The organism is Brachybacterium sp. Z12 (genome assembly GCF_014400405.1).
Classification (GTDB): Bacteria; Actinomycetota; Actinomycetes; order Actinomycetales; family Dermabacteraceae; genus Brachybacterium.
The window spans coordinates 123954-146967 of record NZ_CP060496.1 but is presented as its reverse complement, the minus strand read 5'-3'; the positions used below and the strand labels follow the sequence as shown (position 1 = coordinate 146967).

The following is a 23014-nucleotide window of genomic DNA, read 5'->3' as shown; positions in this document are numbered from 1 at the left end:
GCAGCGCGCGGTGATGGCGAGGCAGCGGGAATAGCGGGAGGAGCAGCCGCGCTCGGGACCGCCTCTGACGGTGACGGCACCCACGGCGAGAGGGTGCCATGACCTTCTCGTGCTGTGGAGTCTCATGAGCGGGCAGGTGTCTGACCCACCACGACGCCGGGAAGAGAAACGACGCCGCGGGCGTTGTCTCCGAAGGTGCGGAGCCGTCCGGCGCCGCCTCCCGTCGAAAGGTGCTTCATGCCTGTCCCGCTCTCGATCCTCGACCTCGCCACCGCCGCCCGCGACCAGACCGTCGCGCAGGCACTGGAGGGCACGGTCGCTCTGGCCCAGAAGGCGGAGGAGACCGGGTATCGGCGGGTCTGGTACGCCGAGCACCACAACATGCGGTCGATCGCGTCCTCGGCCACCTCGGTGCTGATCGCGCACGTCGCCGCGCACACCACGTCCATACGGCTCGGAGCGGGCGGCATCATGCTGCCCAACCACGCCCCGCTGGTGATCGCCGAGCAGTTCGGCACCCTCGAGACCCTCCACCCCGGGCGGATCGACCTGGGCCTGGGCCGGGCGCCGGGCACCGACCAGAACACGATGCGCGCACTGCGCCGCAGCGGCGCCAAGGCCGACACCTTCCCCGAGGACGTCATGGAGCTGCAGGCCTACCTGCGCGGCGAGTCCCGGATCCCGGGCGTGGACGCCTATCCGGGCAAGGGCACCGACGTCCCGCTGTACATCCTCGGCTCCTCACTGTTCGGCGCGGGCCTGGCCGCCACCCTCGGCCTGCCCTACTCCTTCGCCTCGCACTTCGCCCCGGGCGCCCTGCACGAAGCGATCGCGCTGTACCGCCGTGAGTTCACGCCGTCCGAGCAGCTCGATGCGCCCCACGTCATCGCTGCCTACAACGTCATCGCCGCCGATGACCAGGCCGACGCCGAGCGCCAGCAGCACGAGATGATGCGCAGCCGGGTGGCGCTGCTGCTGCAGCCGGGCACCGAGTACACCGACGAGCAGGCCGATGAGCTGCTCGCCGCTCCCCAGGCCCGGCACCTGCACGAGATGGCGACCTACAGCGCCGTCGGCACCCCTGACGTGGTCCGGGACAAGGTCACCGAGTTCGCCGAGCTGACCGGCGCCGACGAACTGATCATCGCCCACCAGGGGCCGCAGGTGGAGCAGCGGCTGCGGTCCGCGGAGCTGCTCGCCGAGGCGTATCTGGGCTGAGAGTCGCTGCCTGCTGCGGCTCGTCAGCTCGTCACTCGTCGCGGCTCCACTCCTGGGTGGGGAGGGTGTCCCAGAGGGAGGTGTCCGCCGCATCGATCGATCCGTCGGCCAGCGCCCGGGTCGCCGTTTCGAGGGTGATCACGGTCTGCCTGATCAGGTATCCGCTGCTGCGGGCCCCGAGGACCGAGCCCTCGTTGGAGTGGTCGGACATGCCGCGCATCTCGAACAGCAGGGTGGCGATGTCGTACTCCACGGCCAGCCCGTTGCGGCTGATCGTCTCGGCGGAGCCGCCGGCGTACTTCCCGAGCAGGCCCCAGCCCGTGGAGTCGACCGCGTCGTAGACGATGACGCCCAGCCGCTTCGAGCGCTCGACCAGATCCGGATCGGCGTTGGGGCTGGTCAGGTGGAGGATCGAGCCGGAGACCCACTCATCGCCGATCGCGTTGTAGGCACCCTGGTGGTGCAGATCGATCATGTAGTCGATGTCGTAGGCGGCGAGCGGGACCTTCCCCGACTCGCGACTCGCCTCGAGCAGGGCGGCGAAGCGGGAGGCATAGGCGGGGTCGTCTGCCGCAGCACCGACGGGCGTCAGCGCGGCGAGGAGCTGGTCGGCGATCACCTCGGCGCTCCACCAGGCGGGGATCGACCTGCGCCATGGCGTGGTTTCCACTCGAGGTCGCTAGTTTCCGGTAGTGCCGGGAGTCAGCTGGGCGAACACGCCCCGGACGAACCCGCCGCCGCCGAATGCCGCTCCGGTGCGGACGACTGAGGGGCATCACCCGCTCGCGGGGAAAGCCGGTGACCCACACCAGGTTCGGCGTCCCGTTCATCCTCTCGGGCTCACGCAGCAGCGGCATCAGCCTGGGCCGGCTCGTGGCGAGGTGCACGGTCTCGCTCCGCCCCCTGTGTGCTCGGAGCGCTCGCAGAGCCGACACGATGGCGACGAGATCGACCACCTCCTGCAGGAGCGCACCCGCCACTGCGGGCAGGTAGCCGAAGGCGGCGACGAGCATCAGGACCACCGAGATGATGATGCCCATCCAGATCGACTGCAGCGCGATGTGCACGGTGCGCCGCGACACATAGGCGACGTCTGCCACGCGTGCGATGTCGTTCGAGGTGATGACCGCTGCGGCCGATTCGCTCGCGACGGTGGCCCCCGGCCTGCCATGGCGATGCCTATGTCCGCAGCTGCCAGCACCGGGGCGTCATTGATGCCGTCACCGACCATGAGCACCGGCCGCGGCCGGATGGCCTGCACGATCTCGACCTTGGTCTGGGGTGTGGTCTCGGCGTGGACCGTCTGGATGCCCACCGTCTGCGCGACGGACTCGGCGGTCGGCGCGACGTCGCCGGTCACCATCACGATCTCCGCCACGCCGGCTCCCCGAAGGCGGGAGATGGTGCCTGCCGCGTGCGGACGGATCGGGTCCGACAAGATGATGGTGCCGGCCAGTTCGTCACCGACCGACACATACACAGCCGTCTCCCCGGCGCGGAGCTCGGGCCGGTCGATCGACCCGGTCGCCTCCTCGATGAAGGCGGGCTTCCCGACCCGCACCACGGCGCCGCCGGCCAGGTGGGCGAGCACCCCGTTCGTCGCGACCTCGTCAGCATTCGTCACGTCCGGCAGCTCGAGCTGCTGCGCTCTCGCGGCTGCCACGATCGGATCGGCGAAGACATGGACGGAGTACTGCTCCGCGGCAGCTGCCAGCTGAAGCGTCTCGCTGCTGCTGCGGGAGGCCGGGTGGATATCCACCACGTCAGCCTTGCCCTGCGTCAGGGTGCCTGTTTTATCGAACGCGGCGGAACGCACCCGGGCGAGCATCTCCAGGACGCCACCGTCTTTGATGATGACGTTCAGCCGTGCGGCGGAGCTCATGCCCCCATGAAGGCGACCGGGGCGGCGATGAGCAGCGGGCAGGGCGTCGCCACCACGAGCACCTCGGCGAAGCGCACCGGGTCCCCGCTGAGGAACCAGGCGAAACCAGCGATGAGCAGCGCCACCACCGTGAAGGGCACGGCGTACCGGTCGGCGAGCCGCACCATCGGTGCGTGGGATTCCACGGCTCGTTCCACCAGTCGCACGATCGACGCATAGTTCGAATCGGCCGCCATCTTCTGCGCACGCATCGTGAAGCTCGCGGTGCCGTTCACCGTGCCCGAGAGGACGTGGTCGCCGGCGCCATAGCTCACCGGGATCGGCTCACCGGTCACCGAGGATTCATCGATCGTCGCGTGCTCCGACAACAACTCGCCGTCAACGGGGAGGATCTCCGAGGATCGCACCAGCAGCTCGTCACCGACCTGCACTTCGTCGATCGTGATGCTTTCCACCTCGCCTGTGCTGGGGTGGATTCGCTGCGCGAACGCTGGAGCTCGGCTCATCAGCTGGTCGAGCTCACGGCTGGCGCGGCGCGCGGCCAGGTCCTCCAATGCTTCGCCACCGGTGAGCATCAACGCGATGATGAGCCCCGCGACATACTCCTGCACCGCGAGGGTCGCGATCATGGCGATGACCGCGAGGATGTCGAGCCCCCAGTGCCCGCGCATCAGATCCCGCACCATGTCGATCGCCGTCACGACGATCACGATGCCGAGCACCAGGTACGCGGTGACGGCGAGAGCGGTGGTCTGGCCGGTCGCCCAGAGCACCAGCCCGGCCGTGAGTCCGATGATCACGAAGATCATGAACTTGCGGCGGCGGAGGAACTCCACTGCCCGCGACGTCGAGGACGGCGCTTCTCGGGTGGGTGAGGCGATGGTCTGTGTCGGCATTTCTACGCCCTCGATCTTTCTTCCTGAATGTGGAGAGCGGGCTGAGGGGACTGGTGCGCGATCAGATGTCCGTTGAGGTCAGGCCGCCAGAACGACCGCTGGCTTCATGATGGCCTCGTCTTCGGGGGTCAATCGGCCGACCGTGCTTGTCTGCGGTGATGACGCTCAGCCGCGTTCATCCTCGGTGAGCGGCACCGTGCGAGCAGCGGCGTGATGCTCGAAGAGATCCTAGATGTATGAGGTCATGACGTTGTCGACACGTTCGTGGACTCGGGTGGCCGGGGGCTGATCGGCGCAGGCGGTGTGCGGCCGATGATAGCTGTAATGGTGGACCCAGACGCTGATCGCTTCGCGGCGCTCGTTCTCGGAGTAAAAGGCGTGGGCGTAGAGGCATTCCTCGGCAAGGATCCGCTGGTAGCGCTCGACTTTCCCGTTGTGCCGGGGCATGTAGGGCCGGGTCCGCTGATGCCGCGAGGCATGCGCGTTCACGGTGCGAACGAAGGTCTTCGCGCGGTAGTTGGAGCCGTTGTCAGTGACCACTCGGACGAGGCGATTGATGCCGTGAGCAGCGAAGAACGCTCTCGCCCGGGAGAAGAAGCCGATGGTGGTTGCCGCGGTCTCGTTCTCCAAGTCCTCGGTGTAGGCGAGGCGTGAGTAGCCGTCGATCACGGTGTGCAGGTAGGTGTAGTCCACGCGCTGCTTGCGCGCCTTCGCATGGCCGCGGCCGTGAAGCCTCCAGCCACCGCCGTCGGGGATCCTCCCGACCTTCTTCACGTCCAGGTGGAGCATGTGACCGGGGAAGCGAGCGATGATCTTCCCAGTTTCGCGGTTGTTCTCCCCGGTCGGGTCGAGGTCACGGCGGCGGGAGATCCCGAGGCGCTGCAGCCATCTGCCGATGGTGCGGACACAGAAATGGTGCCCGCGTCCGGCGAGCTCGAGGGCGATGCGGCGGGCAGACCATTTGCGGTCTCGTCGCCAGGCATCGATGAGTTCGATGACCTCGATCGGTATCCGCGAGGGCCGTCTTGCGGGGGCGCTGGTGCGGTCTTCCAGGGCCTCGACGCCGTCTTCGCGGTAGCGGTGGACCCACTTCGTGAGCGTGGATCGAACTACTCCTGCTTCAGCGGCGACGTGGGCGATGGGTCTGCCATCATCTTCGACACGTTGGACCAGGCGGAGTCTTCCGGCAGGGGTCAGAGGCGAATTACGGTGGGTCATGGAACGGGTTCCTCCCGGGCGACGGATGTCTAGACACCACCCATCGTGCCGGTCAGGGACCCGTTCCTTCATCCCCGTTCCGTGACTACAACGTCATGACCCGCAACAACTAGACTCCGAACCAGACCGCCGCACGTCCAGTGGTGCCACGCAACAAACTTTCGATTCAGATTGATGGCACCGACTCTAAAAAAGTGATCGTATAGGCGCGCGCCGCCCACCTAGTCTCCACTCAAGGAGCCGTCAGCTTCGAACCATTGTTCAATCGAGTCACGGGAACACCGGCGTTCCGCAGACTTCGCTCCCTATGAGTCGTGATACAGCATCAAACATGTACGCCTCCTGCACGCAGATGGCGCTCAGAATTCGCACGCTGGAGACCCCTCACCACCGGCGAACCCGTCTTGACGGCTCCGCGGCAGTCGAGGAGTTGCCGCAACGATGGAAAGCTGAGTCGGCCTACCAAGGCCCGAGAGCGCAGCCAGCGGCTATAATTGCGGGCAGCTTCACGCCCAGACCCGAGGACTGAGATGGAAGAAGAGGCCGCAGTGGTAGACGACAACGAGGGAGCAGAGTTCACCTTTAGTTGGCTCGCGCTAAAGCTTCTCGGCCGAGGACTGTACTCTAATCCATGGAATGCCCTCTCCGAACTCGTTGCGAATGGCCTCGATGCCGGCGCAGACGCCGTACGAATTTATATCGATGCGACCAACAAGACTGACGCAACGATCGAGATTCTAGATGACGGCGTGGGAATGTCACGTTCGGACATCGACTCATATGTGACAGTTGGCCGCGATAAGCGCCAGGCAAACTCTGACAACAGTGGCGTCAACCACCCCATGGGCCGCAAAGGCATTGGGAAACTCGCGGCCCTATTCCTTTCCCCCCACTTCTTCATATCGACCAAGCACTCTGAGGGAGAATCGAAGTGGGAGCTGGACGCACGCGATGGAACCATAGGTGACAATGACCATCCGAGCCTCGCCCGTGTGTCCGCAACCCCGTCCACTCCAAACAATTATTTGTGGGACGACACCAGTACGGGCACACGAATCACGATCCTCGGCGTAGATCTAACAGGGTATGGACCTCAAGCCATAAAGGCGCTTAGCACGAGGCTCGCGAATCAGTTCTTACTTCCTGCCGCCAAAGAGGCGGGACTCTTCCTGTGGGTGCACACAACTGGACATGCAGCCGAACCTGCTTACAAGCCAGTCGAAAAATCGATCGCCTTCAACAATTTTAGCGAAATCCTCCAAAGCTTCCGCAACGCCAGTTACCGACCTATTGAACTAGCCGAAGCCGCCCCGGTCGTAAAGATTCCCGCAAAGGGCCTACCCGGCGGCACTTTTTCCTTCCCTCAAGAGCGCGAACCTTTCGGGACCCTAACTGAGGAAATAGACGGATGGAGCGAACTAGGGGACGATCTGAACCTGGAGGCTCAAACTTACAAGGGTCGCCCTTTCGCGCTGACCGGGTGGCTAGGAATGCACGCAACAATCCATCCGGATTCCGCAAAAGCCAACGATGAACGATTCACTAAGAACAAGTTCTATAACCCCGCGCAGATTCGCCTATATGTGCGAGGCAAGCTCGCAAGCGATAATCTCCTCTCACAATTGGGCCTGACGGGCACATATGTCAATTATGTCGAAGGAGAGATCTCGTTCGACGTGCTAGATGACGATCTTCTACCCGACATCGCGACTGCCAACCGACAAGACTTCGACCAAACAGATAGACGGATACTCCTCCTTCGCGCACTGGTGCGACCATTGGTGCGAAGATTAATGCAGGGCCGCACACACTTGGCAGCAACAATCACAAAGAATACTGAAGACGAGAGGGGTCGACGAGACACCGCGGGTAAGAAGCATTTCACGCAGCAGTTGCGTCTCGACTTTGATCAGTATGAAGAAATCTCACAATCCGTACGCGACGAACTACACTCAATAATCTCGAATAAAATCCAAGGTGACGTCACGCCAAAGCAAAACTACAAAGTTTTTATCTCTCACGCTAGCGCAGACCACGCCTTTGCCACATTGATAGACGAGCTATTGCGCTCGCGCGGCGCTAATGAAGAAGAGATTTTTTACACCTCTCGACCCGGCACAACCGTTGTCACCACCGACGCGCGAGCCTTGAGTGAGGTCGTAAGAAGGAATATAACTGACGACAACACCCTTGTTTTCTACCTAACGAGTAGGAACTTCATGAAGAGTCAGTACTGCCTTTTTGAAGGCGGCGCGGGGTGGGCCACCCGCGCAGTAAGCGAGTACCTGAAGCTCAACGTAGAATTTGATGCCATTCCCGGATGGTTAACTAACCGACGAGGTGAAGCGATTTTGCTTGGCGGTGACGGCAAAATCTCCCTTACTCCCGAAACGCACAACTATCTGATTGAGGGCGTTCTGAACCCCATGATCGACCACCTCAATCGCGGCAGGGACATTGGCGGCAAAGACGCGATTCGCCATTTTGTCCGCCGCGACGTACCGCTGGCGGTTGAACTGTCGCGCAATTCGGAGTCCCTCGAAGACTATTTCGACGAAGACATAGTGGAGCACTGGAATACTATTATAGAACCGAGAATGCCCGAGTATCTATCCCATTATTACGCGCCTTCCAACTCGATGTAGTAGCGCCAGCGGGTAGTGGACGCTCTGTAACGGCTCTCACGCGAGTAGTGATCGGGAGTCGCAAGACTCACTCGGCAGCGATGGCTCTACCCCTGCCAGATGTCGGTTGCTCGACTATGCTCGGGCAGATGGGAGTAATCACGCCTCTGCACAGCGCCCGACCGAAGGCCCTCGAGTTCTTTGCAGGCATCGGCCTTGCCCGTATGGGTCTGGAGGCCGCTGGGTTCCGCGTGGCTTGGGCAAACGACTACGAGGCCAACAAGAAGGCAATGTACGAGGCCCAGTTCGGCGGGCAAGACGATCACACCTTTGCCCTAGGAGATATCGGTCAGGTAGGCGTTGCTCAACTGCCGCGCGACGCTTCACTCGCCTGGGCCTCTTCCCCCTGCACTGACCTCTCCCTTGCGGGTGGACGAGCAGGCTTCGCTGGCGCACAGTCGGGCACCTTCTGGCACTTCATCCGTCTCCTCAAGGAGCTAGGGGACGACCGTCCTGAGGTCGCTGTCCTCGAGAATGTGACGGGATTGGCTTCGTCGCATGGCGGCGACGATCTCGCTGCGGCAATTCATGCTTTCAACGAACTTGGTTACTCTGTTGATGTCCTCGCAATCGACGCCAGGCGATTCGTGCCCCAGTCGCGGCCACGACTGTTCCTCGTCGCCGCCACCAATCCTCCGACCGACGTCGCGGACCCGAATTCTGAGCTCAGGCCGGACTGGCTACAGTGGGTTTTCGGCGACAAGAGCCTTCGCACACACCGTGCGGCCCTACCCGCGCCGCCGCTTCCGCTCACTGAAGGCCTGAGCGACCTTGTGGAGGAAATGCGACTGGATGATGAGCGTTGGTGGGATGCGGACCGAGCTCGAACCTTCTCCGATTCCCTCTCGCCCTTCCAGCGTGAGCGCGTTATCTCGATGCGACACTCACGCGGGGTCAAGTACAGAACTGCCTACCGCCGCACACGAAAAGGGGTTGCAGTATGGGAGGTTCGGCCCGACGACATCTCGGGATGCCTGCGCACGGCTCGTGGTGGCTCCTCGAAGCAAGCTGTCGTGCGGCTTGGGAACGGGCGAATGCAAGTCCGCTGGATGACCCCCAAGGAGTACGCGCGTCTCATGGGTGCTGGCGAGTATAACTTGAGCTCGGCACGACCCAATCAGGCGCTGTTTGGTTTCGGCGACGCTGTTGCCGTCCCTGTCGTCTCCTGGCTGAGCGAGAGCTATCTGCTTCCACTCATCAACGGCACCCTGGCTGACGGGCATCAGCGACAGCTTGAACTTAACGTCGAGGCTCTCTGATGGCAAGCCGGGGAGTCGCTAGCTACAATGACCCTGACCGCAGGCCTCCGACGAAAAAGTCCATGCCGACGCGATTCGTGCGGGGATTTCGAGAGCTGCTTACCGAGGCCCTCGATTCCATTGATCCGCTTAGCGGGGAACGACTCGGAAGGTGCATCGGTGTGTACGCCTTCTACGACTACGACGGCGAGCCGATCTACGTCGGACAGACCACCGAGGATTTCGCAACCAGGGTCGGCAGGCACCTTCGCGGCCAGCGGTCCGACACGATCGCCTACAGGATCCTCGATCCGCTCGAAGTTGCAGACATGGAGCTATATCCCCTAGAGCATCTGCGAGAAGCTCCAACGAAAGAACGGAATGCGCAGGTCGACGCCGTCGAATATTCGGTGTACGTAAATGCAATTCGAAACTCCAAGTATCAGGCAATTCTCAATGAGAAGATCCCACCAGTATCCCCTAGTTGACCTGCCGGCCGCGCATCGCTTCACGCTTATCCCGGAGGGCATGCGCGAGGACAGAGAGCATCCAGACGTGCGCATCGCGCGGCGCGCAGAGACACTCGCCCGGGTCGCCGCGGTTGCTCACGAGCGGGGCGAAGTGTCCGCGGGACTGCGACGTGTCATCGTGATCCAGGCAGTACGCCTTGCGGACCTCGCCGCAGCGAGACTGGCATTCGCCGAGGGGAGGCACCGACCCTCTCCTGAAGCGATCGATGTGCCCGAGCTGGTTGGAAGCGTGACTGCAGAAGCCGGCGAACGTGGAGGCAACTTGCATCGTGCCGACTACATCCCACTTAGCGCCGGTGCAGCCCAGAATCAGCGAAACGAAGAGCAGCCGCTGGGCAGAGACACAAAGCCCGCTAAGTAATTACCGAGACTCGAAACGCAGCCGTCATTTACATAGACGTAACGAGAATCCATTAAGGTGTGTGGATTCGCCTGTTCAGAAGAGACGCGAGCGGCCGTTAGCGGTCTGACACTCTTATCTACTTTCGTTTTTGCTTTTTGCCTCAACGCTCATTGCGCGCTAGTCGTCCCCGGCAGATTTTCGTGCCAACATTCGCACCGTCTTCCGGGAACCCTCATCTCGCACCGTCGCCACCACCCCAAACACCACCATCCCCACCACCGGCAGCAGCGGCCACCACCAGGTCACGCCGCCCTCGCTGACCACGCCCACGTTCGCCATCACGGCCAGCCCGGCGATCACGGTCACGCCTGCCGCGAAGGGCTTCCACAGAGGGGGCGCCGGCCTGTCGTCGGCCCGCGGGGTTTCGAACCGGCCCATCACCAGCACCACCACCCCGGTGAGCGCCAGTAGCGCGAGTACCCACAGCGGCCTGCTCGCCCACCACGCACCGCTCAGCGGTTCGGGCAGCAGCGCGCGGGCATCGAGGGCGAGCAGCACGTGCGCCACCCCCACCATGACGGTGAGGTGCCACAGGAACCAGGTCATGATCCGCTGGTTCACCAGCACCGTGACGAACCACAGCCCGGGCTTCTTCAGCAGGGCGGTCAGCGGCTTCTCGAGGGAGAGCACCAGCCCGGCTTGCAGCATGCCCAGGAACGCCATGGTGATGCGGGTGGGGCTCGAGTTGGAGATGTCGTCGGCTGCGGACGTGATCATCGAGACCGGATAGGGGCCCACGCTCACCAGCAGCAGCAGGCCCACCAGGCCGATCGCGGCGAGCAGCAGACGCCTGCCGGCGCCGGAGAGCCTGCCGTCGAGCCAGGCGTAGCCGACCTGGTGGAACGCGGCCCACACCAGCAGGTAGTTCGGGTAGCCGAGCAGCGGCTGGTCGGCGAGGAGACTGAGGGTGTCCACGGCGGCGGCGAGCGCGAGCACGCCGAGGATCGAGAACCAGCCGAACCGCTCCCACAGGATCAGGCAGGGCGGGGCCACGATGATCACCATCAGGTACGCGGCGAGGAACCAGGTAGGGATCAGCGCCATCTGGGAGGCGAGCTGGACGGTCGCATGCGGGGCACCGGCTGCCACGGCGACCATACCGATCACCAGCCAGGCCAGCAGCAGCGGGATCAGCGGTATCCCGGCGGCGGCGCAGCCTCGTGCGCAGCCATTCGGCGTAGCCCACGTCCTTGCGCCGGGCGGATCGCCAGGACAGGGCGTTGGAGTAGCCGCCCACCAGGAAGAAGATCGGCATCACCTGGAAGATCCAGGTGAGCGGATGGGTCAAGCGGGCCTGGTCGAGCACGCCGTGCGGCATGATCCCGCCGTCGGCGTCCACGGCGATGATCGTCCAGTGTCCGAGCACCACCACGGTGATCGCGGCGGCGCGCAGGAAGTCCACCACCCGGTTGCGGGAGGCGGGGGTGGCGGCGTCGACCTTCTGGGCGCGGCTCAGGCGCGGACTCGTCATCTCAGGCATCCCCTCGTCTCGCCCCGGCCGCGCCGGCGTCGGCGGGGAAGTAGCGGTCATGACCGGGAGCGGCGCTCCTGGATGAGGCGACAATCTACCCGTCCGGCGCCCCGCGCAAGAATGCAGTGCAGCTCTGCGGCGCGGTGCGCACGAGCCCTTCCCCGCCGTCACCACATCTGCCAGGCTCGCCCCATGACAGCTCACCACCATCACGGCGCAGGCCACGCCGCCGAGGACCCCCACGCCCACCTCTCCCCCACTGAGTACTGGGAGAAGCGTTACTCGGAGACCGAACGGATCTGGTCCGGGAAGGTCAACGCCAGCTTGGCCGCCGTGGTGGGCGAGCTGACCCCGGCACCGCGATCGACCTCGGCTGCGGCGAGGGCGGGGATGTGCTGTGGCTGGCCGAGCAGGGATGGCAGGCCCACGGCCTGGACATCTCCGAAACCGCCGTCGGCCGCGCCCGCGCGGAAGCCTCCGCACGTGGCTCCGACACCGCAACTTTCACGGCGACGGACCTCAGCACCTGGCAGCCGGAGCCGGAGTCGGTGGATCTGGTGACCGCCTCGTTCTTCCAGTCGAACGTGGCGCTGGACCGCACCGCGATCCTGCGCACGGCGGCGTCGGCCGTGCGCAGCGGTGGGCGTCTCGTGGTGATCTCCCACGCCGCCGGGCCGCCCGGTTCCTCCCACCGCGGCCCGAACATGATCACCGCCCGGGACGACGCCGCCCAGCTGGACCTGCCCTCGGATCAGTGGACGATCGAGGTCGCCGACGAGCGCAGCCGCCCGTCCGTCGGCCATGACGGGCAGCCCTCCGAGCTGGCGGACGCGGTGCTGGTGGCGCGCAGACGCTGAGGCGCACGCCCTACGCGCAGCCCACCCCGTCGCCGTCGCGGTCCAAGTGCTTGCCGTAGCCGGGATCGTCCGCGCGGACCGGGGCGGCGCCTGCGGCGCGGGCGGCGTCGCAGTTCTCGAACGGGGCTGTCTTTCCGCCGGCCCCGGAGGCCGGCTCCTCCGCCGAGGGTTCGTCGGCGTCCGGCGCCGACTGGTCCGCGCAGTCGGCGAGCACGCGCCGCATGGCGTCGGCCTCGGCGGGCTTCACCCACAGCTCGTAGCGGTGCTTGACCGCGATCTGCCGGGCCACGTACTCGCAGCGGCTCTCCCGCTTCGGCGGCAGCCAGGTGGCGGCGTCACCGTCGCCCTTCTGGCGGTTCAGGCTCGCCTCGACCGCCAGGAGGTTCAGCGGGTCGTTCGCGAACTCGCGCTTGGTGCTGTCGTCCCAGGTGGCTGCGCCCGTCTGCCAGGCGTCCGACAGTGCCACCACGTGGTCGATGTCGACCGTGGAGGCAGTGCGGTCGAAGGCGACGCTCTCGCCGCTGAAGGGCGAGAGGAGGGTGCCGGTGAGCACCACGCATCCGTCGGTGCCGGGCTTGAGCGTGATCTCCTCCAGGTCGCGGCGCAGGATGTCGTTGCGGGTGTCGCAGCCGTTGCGGTCCATGTCATCGCGCCAGCCGAAGGAGTCGCGGTCATAGCCCGTCTTCGGGGCGCGGCCCTTCTCGTCGAGCTCCTCGAGCAGCGCGAGCGCCGTCCCGTCGGCCGCCGGGACGGCATCGGGCTGCTCCGCAGTGTCGGTGAGGGGCTCGCACGCGCTGAGCGGCGCGAGGAGGAGCAGGGCGGCCAGGACCATCGGCCACAGCGCGCGAGCGCAGTGCCGGTCCGGGCGGGTGCGGCGGTCGTGGCGGAGGGGAAGGGTCAGTCGCGTGTGCAGGGAAGATCCTTCGTGCTCGTGGGGAAGGGCCCGGGCAGCCGGATGACCTCGAGATCACCCGCTCGGCCGCCGCGCCGTCGGGAAGCCTACGGCGCGCCCCTGACAGACGAGTCAGGCGTTATCCCTGCTCACTCCCCGTCCTCGAGCCCCTCCCAGAGCCCGAACCGGGCGAAGCCCGCCGACCTCGCGAGCGCTGCCGAGGGGGCGTTGTCGAGGTCGCAGCGGTACTGCGGCTCATATCCACGGGCCAACGCGGCGGCGCTGATCGCGCGCACCGTCGCCCGGCCCAGGCCCTGGCCGCGGAACTGCGGCAGGGTGATCACGCCGAGGTCCGCGATCGCGCTCTCGCCCCACGGGTACATGCTCGAGACGGAGACCAGCTGCTGTTCGCGGAAGGTGCCCACCACCAGCCAGTGATCCAGCTCCACGAAGGCCTCGTCGAGGTCGTCCTCCGGGGCGCGGGTGGTGAACGCGGCGAAGGCGTCGGCGTCGGCCGCGGTGAGCTCGCGGGTGCCCTCACCCCAGGGCTCTGCGCGCAGTCGCTCCTGCTCGGAGAGCGGGAGGTGGAACAGGTGGTCGGCGCTGGCGAGCTCGAGCCCTGCCCGTTCGAGGCGCGCCTCGAGCTCTGCACGGTCCAGGCGCTCGTCGGAGACGAGGCCCAGCTGCGCGGCCAGGTACGGGGCGAGGGAGAGGACCCCGGCCGCACCGTCCAGGCGCAGCAACGACAGCGGGAGCTTCTCCGAGCGAGTCGGATCGATGACCACCAGCAGCTCGCCGTCAGGGCAGGGCTCGAAGGCGGCCGGGAGCCGCTGGCTGGAGATGAGTGCGGAGAACACAGCGGCGGCCTCTTAGGGCTCGGGAACGTGGATCTCCACGGAAGCTACCGGAGACTGCAGCGACCTGGTAGTTCTTTTCGTTGGCCCGCTGCCGGACCGTCGGGGCGGCACGCTCGGGCGCGCCTCCGCCGTGACTCAGAGGCTCAGAGGCTCAGAGGCTCACCAGGGTGACGGCCACGAAGGCGGCCACGAGCGAGGCCGCGACGGCCAGGCTGCTGCGCCAGGTAGGTGCCTGATCGCTCGAATCCGCAGTGGCAGGGACCGCCGGAATCTGCGTGGTCTCGGTAGTGGCCTGCAGCTCCTGGCCGACAGTGACGTCATGGCGCGACTCCATACGTGGGTCCCTCCTTCTCGCAGTGGTTGGGAGCACCGTTCTCGAGGCCGAGTATCGGCTGATCAGATGCGGTTTCCGGGCATCTTTTGTGCTCGCGACCAGAGTAGGGCCGCGGGGGTCGCAGAAAAGGGTCCGAGACCATGGGTCAGGCGAATCACACCGGCGGTGACGGGCCTGGTTACGCTCGAGTCATACCGCGTGCTCGCCGCCGTGCCCGCGCCCTGTCCCGTCGGCCGCGAAAAGCCGCCGCGGCACCCCGCGAAAGGATCCGAGATGACCGCTCTGACCGACCGCATGACCGCCGCGCTGAAAGAGTACCGCGCCTGGCAGGAGCCGCTGCTGACGGACCTGCACCGTCATCCCGAGCTGTCGATGCGCGAGGAGCGCACACGGCGAATCATCGCCGCGCAGCTGGCCGAGTTCGGGTACGAGGTCCAGCAGATCGGCGGCGGCGTGGTGGGGGTGCTCTCCCGGGGCGAGGGGCCGACGGTGCTGCTGCGCGCGGACATGGACGGCCTGCCCGTGCAGGAGGCCTCCGGCCTGCCGTACGCCTCGGTGCACAGCCAGCAGGATGCCGACGGGACTCTCCAGCCCACGATGCATGCCTGCGGCCATGACTTCCACATGGTCGCGGCGCTCGGAGCGGCGAGGCTGCTGGCCGAGCATCGAGGGGACTGGTCCGGCACCTTCATCGCCCTGTTCCAGCCCGGGGAGGAGACCGCCGCCGGGGCCGCGGCGATGGTCGCGGACGGGCTGATCGACAAGATCCCCACGCCGGATGCATACCTGGGCCAGCACGTGCTGACCAGCCCCGCCGCAGGGAAGGTCGCCGTGGCGCCCGGCCCGGTGCTGAGCTCCTCGGTGTCGATGCGGGTGCGGGTGCACGGCGCCGGCTCGCACGGCTCGATGCCGCATCTGGGCGTGGATCCGGTGGTGCTCGCCGCCGCGATCGTCACCCGGATCCAGACCCTCGTGGCCCGCGAGATCGCCCCCGGCGACTTCGGGGTGGTGACGGTGGGCGCCCTGCACGCCGGGACCAGCGCGAACATCATCCCGGACCAAGCCGAGCTGGCGCTGAACTTCCGCGCCTACAGCGAGGAGATCCTCGACCACCTGGTCGAAGGGGTGCAGCGGATGGTGCGCGCCGAGTGCGAGGCGGCCCGCTCCCCGAAGGAGCCCGAGTTCGAGCTGTTCAACCGCTACCCCGTCACCGACAACGACCCGCAGCTGGCCGCACAGGTGCGCGAGGCGTTCATCGCCCAGTTCGGGCCGGAGCGGGTCGAGCACATGGACCCCGTCACCGCCTCCGAGGACTTCTCCACGATCCCGGACGCCTTCGGGGTGCCGTACTGCTACTGGGGCTTCGGCGGCTACGCCCAAGGGCGGGAGGCGGCGCCGAACCACTCGCCGCTGTGGGCCCCGGACCTGCAGCCCTCCCTGAGCACAGGCACCGAGGCCGCGGCGAGCGCCGCGTTCGCGCTGCTGGGGCGGGGCTGACCGGCGGGCCGACGTCGGCGCTCTGCCGACGCCGGCCCGCACGCGCGGCGGCGCGCCTCAGACCCCGAACGCGGCGAACTTGGCGTTGATCGCCTCGTCGTTCCAGCCCCACACGTCCTCGCCCCGCAGCACCGCATCGGCGCCGCCGTCGGCGTAGAACGTCTGGCCGCAGCAGTGGGAGTTCTCCACCGACGTCAGCCAGATCAGCAGGCGCGCCACGCTCTCGGCGTCCTGATGACCGTTCAGCGGCATCGGCACCACCATGTCCATGAACGCCGCGTACTGAGGATCGGCGAGCATGTCCTGCGTCATCGGGGTGCGCACGATGCCGGGGGCGACGGCGTTCAGCGGGATCCCGGCCCCGGCCCACTTCGGCCCGGTGGACTCGCGCCGCACCCAGCGGGAGATCGCCCGCTTCGAGGAGGCGTAGATGAGGTTGCCGGTGGCGGGATCGGCGGCGAGCTCCTCCGCCCGGGCGAGCGCCGCGGGCTCGTCATCCGCCATCAGCGCCTCGACCAGCGCGGGGTCGAGCGGCTGCAGGGAGGACATCGAGGAGACCAGCGCGACGCGCGGCGCCTCGGAGCGGGCCAGCGCCGGCTGCAGCGCCTCGAGGAACTCGGTCATCCCGAAGTAGTTCACCGCAGCGGTGACGGCCTTCGGGGCGGCGAGCCCGGCCGACGGGATCACCGCATCGACGATCCCGCCCGTCGCCTCGAGGGCGAGCCGGGCGGCCTCGGCGCGGCCGTCCGGGGTGGAGAGGTCCGCGGAGACCTCCACGCCCTGCAGATCGACGCCGACGACCGTGTGGCCCTGCTCGCGCAGCAGTTCGGCGGTCTTCGCCCCGATGCCCGAGGCTGCTCCGGTGATGATGTAGGTGCGGGTCATGACGGACCTCCTGGTGAGCGCACCGCATCGAGCAGTGCTCGTACCTCGACACTATCCACGCGCACGCATCGGATCCAGGGTCATAAGTCACCGGTTCACCGCATACCCTGGCCTGCGTGATCGATCCGCAGTGGTGGCAGCTGGGCCTGGCCGCGCTGGCCGTCCTGGCCGGGGCGGTCGCGGTGCGCACCACCGGAATGGGCTTCGCGCTGCTGTCCTCCCCGTTCCTGGTGATGGCGCTGGGCCCCTTCGAGGGAATCCTGGTCACGAACGTGTGCGGGATCGTCGCCGCGCTGCTGAACCTCTCCGTGGTCCATGCTGATCTCGACTGGAAGCGGGCCGGAAGCGTGATCCCCGCCGGGATCGTGGGCACCGTGCCCGGGGCGCTGCTGGTGCTGTGGCTGCCGGCGCCGGTGCTCGCGATCTCGATCAGTCTGCTGGTGATCGTCGGGCTGCTGTTCACCCTCGCCTCGCGCCGGCTCCAGGTGCCGAACTCACCGTGGGTGGGCGTGGGCGGAGGCTTCGCCTCGGGACTGATGAACGTGACCGCCGGGGTGGGCGGTCCGGGGCTGGTGGTCTACGCCCTGGCCACGCAGTGGAGCATCGCCGCTTCGCGGCCACCGCCCAGCTGCACTTCGCCGTGCTCGGCGTGGCGGCGCTGATCGCGAAATGGTCGCTGCCCTCGCTGCCCATCACGGGCTGGGCGACGCTGCTGGGGCTGCTGGTAGTGGGGCTGATCGGCGGCAACGTGCTGGCCCGCTGGGTGCACGGCGCCCGGGCGATGCGCTGGGTGATCGTGATCGCGATGGTCGGTGCGCTGATCTCCCTCACCCAGGGCCTCATCCAGCTCTGACCCCGGCCCCAATCACCCGCCTCGCGCACCGGGCACGAGGCCAGGGGCAGAGCGTTCCTCGCCGCCGGATCGTCGGCCCCCACCGTCGATCCTGCGGCTCCCGCTCTGCGTGAGCCTCGTGCCGGTGCCTCTCCCCCAGGAGAGTCCCGCACCCGCCACCTGGAATCTACGGGTCCGGGCCCGGGAGCGCGATGGGGTGAACTCCTGGGCAGAAGTCCCCGGGGAGAACTCCCCATGCAGGTCACCGGCCAGCGGGGACCGAATCTGATCGGGGCCGGCGCGATGGCAGGGCTCGCGCCGGCGCGGCCGCAGCAGCCGCTGGTGGCGCCCCACCCATGGCGATGCGCCGTGTAGAGGTCTACACTCCGGGACCCCTTGCGCCGATGCTCTCGGAGGTCGTGAGCGCGGCGAGGAGACACTGCTCCGCGGCCATCGAGGAGGCCCTGTGCGTCCGCTCGTGATCACCCAGAACATGACCGTCGACGGTTCGATCGAGATGCTCGATGACTGGTTCGACCCGTCCGGCGCCCCACCGGACCAGCACGAGATCCTCCAGCGGGACAGCGCCGCCTGCGATGCGCTGCTGCTGGGCCGGCAGACCTTCGAGGACTTCCGCGGCTACTGGCCGGCCCAGACCGATGACACCACCGGCATCACCAACGAGCTGAACTCGCTCGAGAAGTACGTCGTCACCTCGACCATGACCGACCCCGCCTGGCAGCACACCACGCTCCTGCCTGGCGACCCCGTCGCGGCGGTGCGCGCCCTGAAGGAGCGGACGGGGGCTGAGATCTCTCTGACCGGCTCCATCCAGCTGTGCCATCCCCTGATCGCCGCCGGGCTGGTGGACGAGTACCGGCTGTGGACCTACCCCTACGTCCAGGGCCGCGGGCGCCGGCTGTTCCCGAACGGCCACCCGGAGCGGCTCGAGCTGCGCGAGCATCACGCCTTCAGCTCCGGCGTCACCTATGCCTGCTGGACCCGAAGAAAGGATTGACATGACCGCCCCGACCCCTGGGGGAGGAATCGCCTGACGACAGGCCGATCGGAACGATCCCACCCCTCACCCTTGCAACATTTCTGTTGCGCGCCCATACTGGGGGCATGAGCACCACCGACCATCCCGTGAAGCCCGACGCCGAACTGCTCGCACTCAAGGTCCGATCGGCCTCGCGAGCGCTCGGAAGCCAGGCGAAGCTCGCGGCGTGGGTGGGCGTCGGCCGTTCACAGGCGACCAGGTGGGTGGACGGAGCCACGCAACCCAGCGCTGACACCGTGCGCGCCGTCACCGACCTCGAGTTCATCGTCTCCCGCGCCCGCTTGGTCTGGGACGATTCCGTGATCCCGGACTGGTTGAACGGTCACAACGCGTTCCTCGAGGGAGCGACACCGCTGGAGTTGATCCGCCATGGCCGCACATCGGAAGTCCTCGATGCCATCATCGGCGACGAGGCGGGCGTCTTCGCCTGATGCTGCTCTACCGCGTGCACCCGTGGATCGACGGCGTCGATCCCTCCGCACCGTACGGCCCGCTGTTCATCCCGCCCGGGCAGGGTGCGGGACGTTGGGACAATCCCGACCTCTACGCGCTGCGATACTTCTCGACCACTCCGGAGGGAGCGATCGCCGAGACCTTCGGCCATCTGGCAACGTGGTCTTCCGGCATGCTTCTCGTGCCGAGCAGCGATGACGCGGTCCGAGCGCTCAGCACCTACGAGATCTCCGATTCGACCCGCCTCGCCGACCTCGCCGATCCGGAGAGGCTCACAGCCCTCGGGATCCTTCGCGTCACCGAGGTGACCGAGCGCAACAAGCGCCGCACACAGCGCCAGGCGGCGAGGATCTACGACCAGGGCACCTGGGACGGGATCGCCTGGTGGTCGTACTACCATCCCGCGGTCACCCTGGTTGCGACGTGGCTGGAGGAGGGCATCCAGTGCACGCAGACCCGTCCACTGAGCATCGAAGCGCCCGAGATCACGAGGGCATCTCAGCTGATCGTGCGCACAGTGCGGTGAGCCCGCCACCCTACGATCACCCCCGGTTGTCGGTGGCGGGTTCCCACGTTCCCCGCAACTCCCTGAACGCAGACCAGGAGGTGGGAACGTCCGCCGAGGCGTCGTCGCGCACCTGTGGCTCCGGCACGCTTGGCTCGACGTTGCGATCGACCCGTGGGAACGGTGCGTCTGGGACACCCCCAGGCGCCCATTTCCCACGACTCGACCCCGCGGGAGGGCTCCGACGCCAGGGACCCGCTCAGGGTTGCCGCGTCAGAGGCTCCGATGCCAGTGCTCCCGCGTCAGCGCCGCCGGGTCAGTGCTTCCCGGCGTCGGAGCGCAGCGCGAAGGTGCCCTGGGCGCGGCGGCGGCCCTGGACGGGATGGTCGGGGACCACGGCGTCGAGGAACTGATAGCCGCTGCGGGTGTAGGCGGCGCGCAGGTCGCCCTCCGCCGCGGCGGAGCTCAGCGAGCGCCACCAGTCGGTGATGTCGCCCCATCCCGGTGCGGCGAGGGACCCCCGAACTGCTGGACGGCCAGCGCCGAGCACAGGGAGGCGAACCGCAGCCGCTCATCGAGCGGCCAGGAGGCCAACGTGCCCAGCACCATCGCGGCGGCGAACACGTCCCCGGCGCCGGTGGTGTCGATCGCGGTGACCGGCACGGCCGGGCAGTAGGCCTCCTCGCCGGTGGAGCCGTCGATCGCGTACGAGCCGGAGGCGCCGTCGGTGACCACCGCGAGCGGCACCTTCTCGGCGAGCGCGCGCACCGCCCGGTCAGGACTGTCGGTGCGGGTGTAGGCCATCGCCTCGAGCGCGTTGGGGGTGAAGGCGTGGCAGTGGATGAGCGGGGCGAGGTCGGACTCGTCCCAGCGGCCGGTCTCGTCGAAGCCGATGTCGGCGAAGATCATCGGAGCCGCGCTGGGCGAGCTGCGCCCACCAGGAGGTCTCCCCGCCAGGTCCACCACTGCGGCGCGGGCGTCCGGGGCGCGGGCGATGAGGGAGGAGAGCGGCTCGGGCAGGTCGTGACCATGCGTGGCCATGGCGCGGTCGCCCTCGGCGGCGATGGAGACGGTCAGCGCGGAGTGGAAGTCTGTGAAGCGGCGCGAGGCGGTCAGGTCGATGCCTTCCTCATGCGCCATGGTGTGCCACATCCAGTCGGCGTAGGCGTCGTCCCCGAAACCGGCGACCAGTCCGGTGCGCAGGCCGAGGCGGGCGGCGGCGGTGGCGAGGTTCGCGATGCCGCCGGGGCTCGAGCCCATGCCCTTGGACCACAGCTCCTCGCCGGGGCGGGGCAGGCGGTCCATGCCGGTGAAGACGATGTCGAAGAACACCGTGCCGGACAGCAGCACGTCCAGCGGCGGATCCTCATCGGTGCGCTGGGCGGCGAGCGGGTCCCAGTCGTCGCGCTCGGCCGCCTCGGGCGGGGCGGGGGTGGAGGCGCCCGGGCCAGGGGCCGCCGGAGGGTCGGGCGTAACGGGGTTGGTGGGCAGAGCGGGATCGTCGGTCGTCACTGAGAGGCTCCTTCGAGCATTCCGCGGATGAAGTGGCGTTGGAGGAACAGGAACAGGATCACGGTGGGCAGGGCGACGATCACGGCGCCGGCGGCCAGCAATGCGGTCTCGGAGGTGTACTGGCCCTGGAAGTTCGCCAGCCCCAGCGGGGCGGTGCGCAGGCTCCCGCCCGGTGCCATGACCAGGGCGATCAGGAACTCGTTCCAGGTCCACATGAACACCAGCACCAGCATGGTGAGGATCGCGGGCCGGGCCGCGGGCACCATGATCCGGGTCAGGGCGCGCATCGGGCCTGCGCCGTCGAGCGCCGCGGCCTCCAGCAGGCTCACCGGCATCGCCCGGAACTGGGCGCGCAGCCAGAAGGTGCCGAAGGCGACTGACTGGGCGACCTGCGGCATGGCGATCGCGAGATAGGTGTCGGTCAGGCCCAGGGTGCGCAGGTCGAAGAACAGCGGGAAGACCGTCGCCTCGGTCGGGATCATCAGCCCCAGCAGGAACAGGTAGAACAGCGGCGTCGAGCCGCGGAAGCGCATGGTGCCGAAGGCGTAGCCGGCACCGATCGCGAGCACGGCCGCGAGGGACACCACGATCGCGGCGACCACCACGGAGTTCCCCAGAGAGCGACCGAAGCCGCCCACGGTCCAGGCTTCGACGAAGTTGGAGAGGTAGAGACCGTCCGGTTCCCCCAGCGGGGCGGAGACCGAGGTGAGCAGGATGGTGAGGACGGGGGTGAGCGCGAACAGCGCGAAGCCCAGCAGGATCACGTAGTTCAGCGTCGTCTCGGCGCGGGAGACCCTCATGACTCACGCTCCCCGATCCGGGAGACGCCCACGTTGATCACGAAGATCAGAGCCGTCAGCACGATCGCGACGGTGGAAGCAGAGCCCACCTCGCGCAGCTCGAAGGCGCGGAAGTACACCTCGAAGCTGGGCACGGTCGTGGTGTTGCCGGGACCGCCGGAGGTGGTCATGTAGACCAGGTCGAAGGTCTTCAGGGCCGCGATGATGGTCAGCACGAGCGCGACCGAGATCTCGCCCCGTACCGCGGGCAGGGTGATCGCGAAGAACTCCCTGACCGGCCCCGCGCCGTCGAGGCGGGCGGCTTCGAACAGTTCGGCGGGGATGCGGCTCATCCCGGACAGGAGCAGCAGCATCACCAGCCCCATCTGCACCCACGTGCCGATGAAGCCGACGGCGGCCAGGGCCGTGCTCGGATCGCCGAGCCAGCCGCGGGTGAGCGCGTCGAGCCCGACGGCCCGCAGCGCGTCGTTGAGCAGGCCGTGCGGGGAGTAGATCTGCCGCCACGCCACGGCGACCACGACCAGCGCGATCACCTGGGGCAGGAAGATCACGGTGCGGAAGAAGCCCATCCCTCGCACCTGCCCGCGCCGCAGGATCGCGGCCAGCACCAGTCCCACCACGAGCGGGATCACCGCGTAGAAGACGATCAGGAGCAGCGCGTTGGCGATCGCCGCCCGGAAATCCGCGTCCCCGGCCAGGTCCAGGTAGTTGTCCAGCCCCACGAAGGTGGAGGGGCCGAATCCCTTCCACTCGAACAGGGAGAACTGCGCGGCCCGGCCCAGCGGGTACAGCGCGAACGCGCCGTAGACCAGGAAGGCGGGCAGGAGGAACAGGTACGGGGCGAGGGGGCCGCGCGCGACTGCGGAGGGGCGGGCGGGCGCCGACGCGGCCCGGCGCGGGTGGTCCCGGCGGGCCGATGGTGAGGCGAGCCGGCAGATAAGCCACCTCTCGTCGCCAGGGGCCCGTCGGCGTCACCGCCGGGGCCGCGGC

21 protein-coding genes and 3 pseudogenes are annotated in these 23014 nt (G+C 67.4%); 11 read left to right on the top strand and 13 right to left on the bottom strand.

The annotated features are described in order from the left end of the window. Window positions 1-237: 237 nt before the first annotated feature. On the top strand, window positions 238-1218 hold the full coding sequence (locus tag H3H54_RS00815) for an LLM class flavin-dependent oxidoreductase (protein WP_262425129.1): 981 nt from the start codon (window positions 238-240) through the stop codon (window positions 1216-1218). 31 nt (window positions 1219-1249) lie between these two features. Here H3H54_RS00815 and H3H54_RS00810 read toward each other — a convergent pair. The 3 genes and pseudogenes from H3H54_RS00810 to H3H54_RS00795 form a co-directional block, all read right to left on the bottom strand. Next, window positions 1250-1717: pseudogene (locus H3H54_RS00810) on the bottom strand (carboxypeptidase); the annotation flags it as partial. Between the two features lie 400 nt (window positions 1718-2117). Next, window positions 2118-3996 (bottom strand): annotated as a pseudogene (locus H3H54_RS19335) (heavy metal translocating P-type ATPase); the annotation flags it as partial. A 228-nt stretch (window positions 3997-4224) separates the two neighbouring features. Further along, complete coding sequence (locus tag H3H54_RS00795; protein WP_262425126.1) at window positions 4225-5214, bottom strand: IS481 family transposase; 990 nt, start codon at window positions 5212-5214, stop codon at window positions 4225-4227. 530 nt (window positions 5215-5744) lie between these two features. Here H3H54_RS00795 and H3H54_RS00790 point away from each other — a divergent pair. The 3 genes from H3H54_RS00790 (at window position 5745) to H3H54_RS00780 (ending at window position 9624) form a co-directional block, all read left to right on the top strand. Beyond that, window positions 5745-7859 carry an ATP-binding protein gene (locus tag H3H54_RS00790; protein ID WP_262425125.1) on the top strand — a complete coding sequence of 705 codons (2115 nt, stop codon included), beginning with the start codon at window positions 5745-5747 and terminating at the stop codon, window positions 7857-7859. A 128-nt stretch (window positions 7860-7987) separates the two neighbouring features. Continuing rightward, the gene (locus H3H54_RS00785) at window positions 7988-9157 is read left to right on the top strand and encodes a DNA cytosine methyltransferase (protein WP_262425124.1); all 1170 of its coding nucleotides are present in this window, start codon (window positions 7988-7990) and stop codon (window positions 9155-9157) included. Window positions 9158-9318: 161 nt separating this feature from the next. Continuing rightward, on the top strand, window positions 9319-9624 hold the full coding sequence (locus H3H54_RS00780; protein ID WP_262425123.1) for a GIY-YIG nuclease family protein: 306 nt from the start codon (window positions 9319-9321) through the stop codon (window positions 9622-9624). Window positions 9625-10186: 562 nt separating this feature from the next. Here H3H54_RS00780 and H3H54_RS00775 read toward each other — a convergent pair. Beyond that, on the bottom strand, window positions 10187-11167 hold the full coding sequence (locus H3H54_RS00775) for an acyltransferase (RefSeq protein WP_316249095.1): 981 nt from the start codon (window positions 11165-11167) through the stop codon (window positions 10187-10189). Window positions 11168-11276: 109 nt separating this feature from the next. Then, window positions 11277-11540, bottom strand: a pseudogene (locus tag H3H54_RS19330) (acyltransferase); the annotation flags it as partial. Between the two features lie 266 nt (window positions 11541-11806). Between H3H54_RS19330 and H3H54_RS00770 the strand changes: the two are divergent. Continuing rightward, window positions 11807-12397 carry a class I SAM-dependent methyltransferase gene (locus tag H3H54_RS00770; protein WP_395963680.1) on the top strand — a complete coding sequence of 197 codons (591 nt, stop codon included), beginning with the start codon at window positions 11807-11809 and terminating at the stop codon, window positions 12395-12397. 10 nt (window positions 12398-12407) lie between these two features. Here H3H54_RS00770 and H3H54_RS00765 read toward each other — a convergent pair whose 3' ends face one another. The 3 genes from H3H54_RS00765 to H3H54_RS00755 all read right to left on the bottom strand — a co-directional run bounded on the left by H3H54_RS00765 (window position 12408) and on the right by H3H54_RS00755 (window position 14480). Continuing rightward, complete coding sequence (locus tag H3H54_RS00765) at window positions 12408-13229, bottom strand: DUF1524 domain-containing protein (protein ID WP_262425121.1); 822 nt, start codon at window positions 13227-13229, stop codon at window positions 12408-12410. A gap of 209 nt (window positions 13230-13438) precedes the next feature. After that, window positions 13439-14146: a GNAT family N-acetyltransferase gene (locus H3H54_RS00760; RefSeq protein ID WP_262425120.1), complete on the bottom strand. Its 708-nt coding sequence runs from the start codon at window positions 14144-14146 to the stop codon at window positions 13439-13441. Window positions 14147-14297: 151 nt separating this feature from the next. Then, on the bottom strand, window positions 14298-14480 hold the full coding sequence (locus H3H54_RS00755; protein WP_262425119.1) for a hypothetical protein: 183 nt from the start codon (window positions 14478-14480) through the stop codon (window positions 14298-14300). Window positions 14481-14753: 273 nt separating this feature from the next. Here H3H54_RS00755 and H3H54_RS00750 point away from each other — a divergent pair, with 273 nt between their 5' ends. Continuing rightward, entirely contained in the window at window positions 14754-15977 is a 1224-nt protein-coding gene (locus tag H3H54_RS00750) for an amidohydrolase (RefSeq protein ID WP_262425118.1), read from the top strand. 57 nt (window positions 15978-16034) lie between these two features. On the opposite strand, the gene H3H54_RS00745 is transcribed toward H3H54_RS00750, so the two are convergent. Beyond that, entirely contained in the window at window positions 16035-16862 is an 828-nt protein-coding gene (locus H3H54_RS00745) for an SDR family oxidoreductase (protein WP_087486255.1), read from the bottom strand. A 116-nt stretch (window positions 16863-16978) separates the two neighbouring features. On the opposite strand from H3H54_RS00745, the gene H3H54_RS00740 reads away from it, so the two are divergent. From H3H54_RS00740 to H3H54_RS00720, 5 genes are all read left to right on the top strand, one after another. Continuing rightward, entirely contained in the window at window positions 16979-17524 is a 546-nt protein-coding gene (locus H3H54_RS00740; RefSeq protein WP_262425117.1) for a sulfite exporter TauE/SafE family protein, read from the top strand. After that, window positions 17503-17715 carry a hypothetical protein gene (locus H3H54_RS00735; RefSeq protein WP_262425116.1) on the top strand — a complete coding sequence of 71 codons (213 nt, stop codon included), beginning with the start codon at window positions 17503-17505 and terminating at the stop codon, window positions 17713-17715. Before H3H54_RS00740 ends, H3H54_RS00735 begins: the two co-directional genes overlap by 22 nt. Before the next feature lie 445 nt (window positions 17716-18160). Next, window positions 18161-18712 (top strand): dihydrofolate reductase family protein, encoded by a 552-nt coding sequence (locus H3H54_RS00730; protein ID WP_262425115.1) that lies wholly within the window; start codon window positions 18161-18163, stop codon window positions 18710-18712. A gap of 107 nt (window positions 18713-18819) precedes the next feature. Then, on the top strand, window positions 18820-19185 hold the full coding sequence (locus H3H54_RS00725) for a helix-turn-helix domain-containing protein (RefSeq protein WP_262425114.1): 366 nt from the start codon (window positions 18820-18822) through the stop codon (window positions 19183-19185). Next, window positions 19185-19733 (top strand): RES family NAD+ phosphorylase, encoded by a 549-nt coding sequence (locus H3H54_RS00720; RefSeq protein ID WP_262425113.1) that lies wholly within the window; start codon window positions 19185-19187, stop codon window positions 19731-19733. Before H3H54_RS00725 ends, H3H54_RS00720 begins: the two co-directional genes overlap by 1 nt. Before the next feature lie 295 nt (window positions 19734-20028). Here the strand turns inward: H3H54_RS00720 and H3H54_RS00715 are convergent, their stop codons facing one another. The 4 genes from H3H54_RS00715 to H3H54_RS00700 are packed head-to-tail and all read right to left on the bottom strand — an operon-like array spanning window position 20029 to window position 22746. After that, window positions 20029-20262: a hypothetical protein gene (locus H3H54_RS00715; protein WP_262425112.1), complete on the bottom strand. Its 234-nt coding sequence runs from the start codon at window positions 20260-20262 to the stop codon at window positions 20029-20031. After that, on the bottom strand, window positions 20178-21224 hold the full coding sequence (locus tag H3H54_RS00710) for a carbohydrate kinase family protein (RefSeq protein WP_262425111.1): 1047 nt from the start codon (window positions 21222-21224) through the stop codon (window positions 20178-20180). The genes H3H54_RS00715 and H3H54_RS00710 overlap by 85 nt, the downstream gene beginning before the upstream one ends. Then, on the bottom strand, window positions 21221-22024 hold the full coding sequence (locus H3H54_RS00705; RefSeq protein WP_262425110.1) for a carbohydrate ABC transporter permease: 804 nt from the start codon (window positions 22022-22024) through the stop codon (window positions 21221-21223). The genes H3H54_RS00710 and H3H54_RS00705 overlap by 4 nt, the downstream gene beginning before the upstream one ends. Then, window positions 22021-22746: a carbohydrate ABC transporter permease gene (locus tag H3H54_RS00700; protein ID WP_395963144.1), complete on the bottom strand. Its 726-nt coding sequence runs from the start codon at window positions 22744-22746 to the stop codon at window positions 22021-22023. The genes H3H54_RS00705 and H3H54_RS00700 overlap by 4 nt, the downstream gene beginning before the upstream one ends. Between the last annotated feature and the right edge of the window lie 268 nt (window positions 22747-23014).